The 5,563-nt window shown below is 31.8% G+C and carries 6 protein-coding genes; all 6 read right to left on the bottom strand.

Going from position 1 to position 5,563, the window contains the following annotated elements; translation table 11 throughout:
- Positions 1 to 78: 78 nt before the first annotated feature.
- A complete protein-coding gene (gene atpB / locus AB8B90_RS13130; protein ID WP_405337689.1) occupies positions 79 to 1,188 on the bottom strand; it encodes a F0F1 ATP synthase subunit A in 1,110 nt (369 codons plus the stop codon).
- A gap of 117 nt (positions 1,189 to 1,305) precedes the next feature.
- The gene (locus tag AB8B90_RS13135) at positions 1,306 to 1,692 is read right to left on the bottom strand and encodes a DUF6168 family protein (protein WP_405337692.1); all 387 of its coding nucleotides are present in this window, start codon (positions 1,690 to 1,692) and stop codon (positions 1,306 to 1,308) included.
- Positions 1,693 to 1,962, bottom strand: coding sequence for an AtpZ/AtpI family protein (locus tag AB8B90_RS13140; RefSeq protein ID WP_405337695.1), 270 nt, complete (start codon positions 1,960 to 1,962; stop codon positions 1,693 to 1,695).
- A complete protein-coding gene (locus AB8B90_RS13145; RefSeq protein WP_405337698.1) occupies positions 1,883 to 2,341 on the bottom strand; it encodes a polymer-forming cytoskeletal protein in 459 nt (152 codons plus the stop codon). The genes AB8B90_RS13140 and AB8B90_RS13145 overlap by 80 nt, the downstream gene beginning before the upstream one ends.
- Before the next feature lie 13 nt (positions 2,342 to 2,354).
- Complete coding sequence (locus tag AB8B90_RS13150; protein WP_405337700.1) at positions 2,355 to 4,862, bottom strand: tetratricopeptide repeat protein; 2,508 nt, start codon at positions 4,860 to 4,862, stop codon at positions 2,355 to 2,357.
- A gap of 324 nt (positions 4,863 to 5,186) precedes the next feature.
- The coding region (locus AB8B90_RS13155) for an AAA family ATPase (RefSeq protein WP_405337702.1) at positions 5,187 to 5,563 on the bottom strand (377 nt) is incomplete at its 5' end.

Consider the following 5,563-nt stretch of genomic DNA (forward strand, 5'->3'; position numbering starts at 1 on the left):
AACTAAACCTGCACCTACCATTACTGGGATTTCCATAATAAATATATTTAAAAATTAAACATTCAAATTAAACTCAAATTAATGAGAGTGTGCTTCTTCATGATGATCGTGCTCTTCTGCAGCAAAACCAAAATATAAAGCAGATAACATTGTAAAAATATATGCTTGTAACAATGCTACTAATATTTCAATAAGTGAAATTGCGAAAGCCAAACCAAATGATAATGGACTTCCAATCCAACTTTTGAAAATAAACATTAAACCAATTAAGCTCATTAACACAATGTGTCCCGCTTGCATGTTTGCATAAAGACGAATTAATAATGAAAAAGGCTTAATAAAAATTCCTAAAACCTCGATAGGAATTAATATGATATACAAAGGTATTTTAGCATACCATGGCATAGAATCTCCTAAAGGATCAAAAATATGCTTCCAGTAATCGCTAGTACCTGTTAAATTTGTTAGTAAAAATGTTAAGATCGCTAAAGAGGCTGTAACAGCTAAATTACCAGTAACATTTACTCCTAGAGGTGTTAAACCAAAAATGTTTAAGAACCAAATAAAGAAAAATACCGTTAATAAAAATGGCATATATTTCATATACTTTTTCTCACCAATATTTGGAATCGCAATATCATCTCTAATGTAAAGTACTATTGGTTCAAAGAATCGTCCAAACCCTTTTGCAATTCCTCCATTTGTAGCATAAGATCTTGCTAAACCTTTAAACAAGAAAAACATTAACAAACCGGTAATGATAATCATTACCACACTTTTAGTTATAGAAAAATCTAATGGCTTTACGTTTGTAGGATGGTGCTCTTCGTCATAATTAATAGTGCCTTGAGCATCAGTTTTGTATATTTTACTGTGATATAATTTATAATAATCACCACCAACCTCGGCAAGTGTTTCGCCATGATGAAATTTTGAAGAAGAAAACACTTTCAAACCGTTATCCCATAGAATAACTGGTAGCGGAGCTCCTACATATACATGTTCTCCAGCATCGTTGGTGTAAGAAAAAAGGCTGAAGTCATAGGAATCTTTCAAGTGATGTTGAATATACTCCTTAATTTCAGATTTTTTATCTCCTTTAGCAGTATCGTCGTTTTTACCAAACGAAACGAATGAAACTAAACATAGTAATAAGGTAATTGTCTTAACGGTCATTTTTCTTTGCATATCACTCAAAATAATAGTGGCCTAAAAATCGCTGCAAAGGTAGGTTTTTATTTAAAAAACAAAAACAATTTTAAACTTTATTTTAAGGCGTAAATTTTAGAGGGCCAATGAAACTATTTATTCCATTTTATTAAGCCATTTTGCTAAACTAAGTGTTTCGAGAATTAAGCTCAATAAATAAGGGATAAAAAATGCTGCAAATTCTAATTTTGAAATTATTCCGTCTGCTTTATAAATTGGGTAAAAGACTATAAAAAAGACGACAAACTTAAGTGCACTACCTCCTAAAAACATAAATCCTAATTGTTCTTTGTATTTGTCTTTCATTTTAAACAATACACCAAAAATGGAAATTGCCAATACAGCATTAACAATATATGCTAAAACAATTTTGTTGTCATATAAAGGCAATGATTTTATGCTTAACACAAAAAGATGAATAGCAAAAGCAAGGGCTAAAACACTACTAATTTTTATTATGAATGAGGTAAATGTATTTTTCATTTAATATTTAATTTTATTTAGTTGTTTTACAACAACAAATAAAGAAATTCCAACACCTAAAAGTGTACAAATTACGATATAAAGTTTTCCGTTATTATTGTATGAAGTATCAAGCCACTTACCTAGCATAACAAATAGATATATGATAACACCCATTTCTATGCCAATTCCAGAGAGAATTGCAACGTTTTTAAGCGGACTGACCCTTTTCTGGTTGCCCTGATTGAGATGGTCTTTGGATGGTTGTTTGTTGTCCTTGTCGTACGCCATTATTTAGTTCTTTTAAAGCGCCTTTCATTGAGCAAGTTGCGTTAAATGTCGCTCCTGGTTCGACGGCTAATTTACCTACAATGACTTCACCTTCAACATGTGCAGAAGATTTTAAAGACAAAGTATCAGACAGTAAAAGCTTACCTGTAAACTTACCTTCAATATCTGCATTAGCGCTTTTTAGTGTTCCATTTATAATTCCGGTTTTGCCAATTACAACTTTTCCTGGTGTTTTAATATTTCCTTGGACAGAGCCTTCAATTCTAAAATCACCATCACTTATGATATCACCTGTAATAGTCGTTCCTTTAGCAATCGTGTTTTGCTGAGAAGTTGTTTCTGTTGCCATTTTTCCTGTTTTTTTATCTGAAGAAAACATCGGTTTATACGTTTTATTGAGAGGCTAAGTAATCGTTTAGATTTTTATGTCTTTGAATAATTTCATAATTAGGAGAGGAAATAGAATAAAAATCACGAACAATTTTATGCTTGTTTTCCTCTAATATTTCAGCAAATCCGGAAGCACCCTGAGCGCTTTTCAATCCATGTACAACAACAAATGTTGTATTTTCATCATAAACGTCAATTGAAGTTGATAAATCAAAATAAGTCACTTTTGAAACGGCGTCATCTAGTTTTTTAATAAACTCATCCATTTCTTCTGTTTGACCTGCTTCAAAAGGATATAGTACATTAAAATGATTGGCTTCAACATCATTAACAAATTCTTTTTTTGCTAATACAGGTATAACTTCGCTCAAAATAGTTTCAGCTCGTTTTCCTTCTTCAGAATTTGGATACGTTAAAGCGATATAATTTACACCTGCTTTATATTCTTCAAAGCCAAACAAACGTCCTTTTGCAGACGCTTTTAAAATTTCAAATTTAGGGACAATGGGATCGCCTTCAAATTTGATGATATTTACTTCAGCAGCTGAAATCACCTCAGCGTATTTCTGATTATTAAATTGCTCATATAAATTACCATAAATACTTTCAGGACTATTTTCGTCTTTGGCGAATTCTGAAGTTGGATTCAATAAAATCTGAGCATATCTCGAATCTGGATGATTGGAAATCACATCATTTTTCATAGTTTCAGCTTTACTATCCAAACCAAGTTCAACATAAATTTTATATAAATTATATTTTGAAGGAAGTATTAAACGCTCTTCAGGATTGCTGATTAATAATTTCTCTAATTTATCTTGAGCTAACTCATATTCTTTAAATTTTTCCTTGTAAATAGATCCTAATTGATAATACGCAAAATTACGCTCTTTACTAATGCTATCAATTACTTTTTGATCTTTAGGTATTTGAGAAATATAATATTCAGGATTAAACAATTCATCATCTGAAGCTAGTGCATCAACAGCTCCTCCTTGTAGGCCTTTTGCTTTATTAATAGCACTGCTTGAAAGTCTCCAGTTGTCTTTAAGTTCTCGGTCTCCCCAAATTTTAACAAATTCATTTTTACCAAACGATAATGTTGTTTTATTGTAAAAATAAAACTCTTGTTTTCCGTTACCAGCCTTCGGGTTTGCTCTTTGAGACTTACCTACTTTGTTATCAATTGTTGCTATCCCAGAATTAACTCGCTCTGCGGCTTCTGCTCTCGCTTTTTCTTCTTCAGCATTTGCTTTAAGAGTATTTGTGTATTCTGTAAAAATTGCCAGTCTATCAGAGTTAGATAAGCTCACTAAATTTAAAATACTGTCGTTAACTTGAGCGATATCTTCATAACGAATAACATCATCTAAATTCTCTCGTTTCTTTTTTATTACTCTATAAGGCTTTGAGTTCAATTTTAGATTGGTCATTGTACTATCATAATAAGCTCCTGCTACTCTATAATTCGCTTCGTCAAAATTCATATCACCAAGTGTGGTATAATCAAATGCCCTTAATTGCTTATCTCCTGTATTGGTGCGCAAAGATTTGTTGTAATATACTTTTGCTAAAGAATCTGAAGCATTTCCTCTGTGGTACTCTGCTATACGATAGTAAATTTTATCTAGGAATGGTCTGTTTTCACGATTTTCCTCCAATTTAGTTAAGTATTCTTCAAATTCAACTAGGTTTCCGGTTTTAGTATCAAAATTTACTACTTTGGCTAAATGTGCATTGATATAGTAAGGTCGAGGTATTTTTCGATGCATATCGATAATCTTGTCGAACACGATGTTAGCACTATCTTTATGTCCAAATTCATTGTATAACTGTCCGATAATAAAATTATACCTCGCTTCCTCTCGTTTCTTTTTTGTGAATTTGGCAGCTACTTTTAGTTGTGCCAATGCACTATCTTTTGCTTTAATATTGATATAGGCTTGAGCCATCATAGCTGTCGCATCTGCTAAATCTTGATCTTCTAATTCTTCTTGGTCTAGAAGACGCTTCAAATTTTTAAGAGCCAATTCATTATTCTCAAGTCGAATGTTGGTTTTTTCTCTCCAAACTTTCGCTGTATTAATTTTGTCACTTGCTGGGTATTTATATAAAATATAGTTGAATGCCTCAAGTGCAGGTATAAAACGCTGATCAAAATATCGTGCTTCACCTAAGAGTAAATACGCTTCGTCTATTTGTGGATTGTACTCTTTACCTTTGATATTCATACCATGCTTTTGCACAGCTTTTATAGCTTTTTCTTCAGCACGTTCAAAGTCTTGATTTCTCGATTGTCCAGGAAAAAAAACATCTTCAGAAAGCTGCATACGTTCAATAGGAAGTAGTTCCCAGAAATTATCTGTAGCAGCATTATCAATAGTTTCTCGACCTTTTTCAAGAGCGATATAACCATTGTAAAGAACATTATATTTAGTACCTAAAGCGTGGAAATTTCTGTTTATAAACGTATTATTTTTACGAGAACAACTTGTGACAAAAAGTGCCACAAAACAAATAGAAATTATAATTTTAAACGATGTATTCAACGTGGTTGTATTTGGTTAAGGTATAACTAAAAACGACTACAAATATTATAAAATACCAATTTAATGTTCAAATATCGCATAAAATTAGTTTCTTTTTTTTCCATTCTTCGTCATAAAATAGAACCGTAGCTACGGCTATGCTTGTATTTTTTTCCTAAACTGCACAAAAAATAATTCAAATTTTTTTATAACATTTAAAAATCAAATTGGCATAATGCTGTAAAAATAAGCATCTTTTTGAATTATCGTCTAAAAATGAGTGCTTTTTAGATGTTATGTAAGGTGTTAGACTAGCTCAGAACCTGCAAAATGAGCTTCTAGCTCTTTTAAGGTAGCAGCACTAGTTGCTAAATCTTTTACTACTTCTCCTTTTTCTAAAACTACAATACGTTCACAAACATCTGTAACATGAAGTAAGTCATGACTTGAAATCAACACTGTAACACCTTGTTTTTCTGCAAGATCTTTAATAATTGCTTTTAGTCTAATTTGAGTAGTTGGGTCTAAGTTAGCAAACGGTTCATCTAGGATAATAACTTCAGGGTTGCCAATTAGCGCTGCAACTATTCCTGCTTTTTTCTGATTACCTTTGCTTAAGTCGCGTAGGTACTTTTTTTGATTTAAAATTTCACCATGGAAAAAATCAGAAAACTGAGCTACTA

This window comes from Psychroserpens sp., assembly GCF_045105015.1.
GTDB lineage: Bacteria > Bacteroidota > Bacteroidia > Flavobacteriales > Flavobacteriaceae > Psychroserpens.

What these genes read in the sequence shown, in the direction of transcription:
- AB8B90_RS13135 (WP_405337692.1), bottom strand. Translation starts at nt 1,692, where the DNA reads ATGAAAAATACATTTACCTCATTCATAATAAAAATTAGTAGTGTTTTA.
- AB8B90_RS13145 (WP_405337698.1), bottom strand. Translation starts at nt 2,341, where the DNA reads ATGTTTTCTTCAGATAAAAAAACAGGAAAAATGGCAACAGAAACAACT.
- atpB (WP_405337689.1), bottom strand. Translation starts at nt 1,188, where the DNA reads ATGCAAAGAAAAATGACCGTTAAGACAATTACCTTATTACTATGTTTA.
- AB8B90_RS13140 (WP_405337695.1), bottom strand. Translation starts at nt 1,962, where the DNA reads ATGGCGTACGACAAGGACAACAAACAACCATCCAAAGACCATCTCAAT.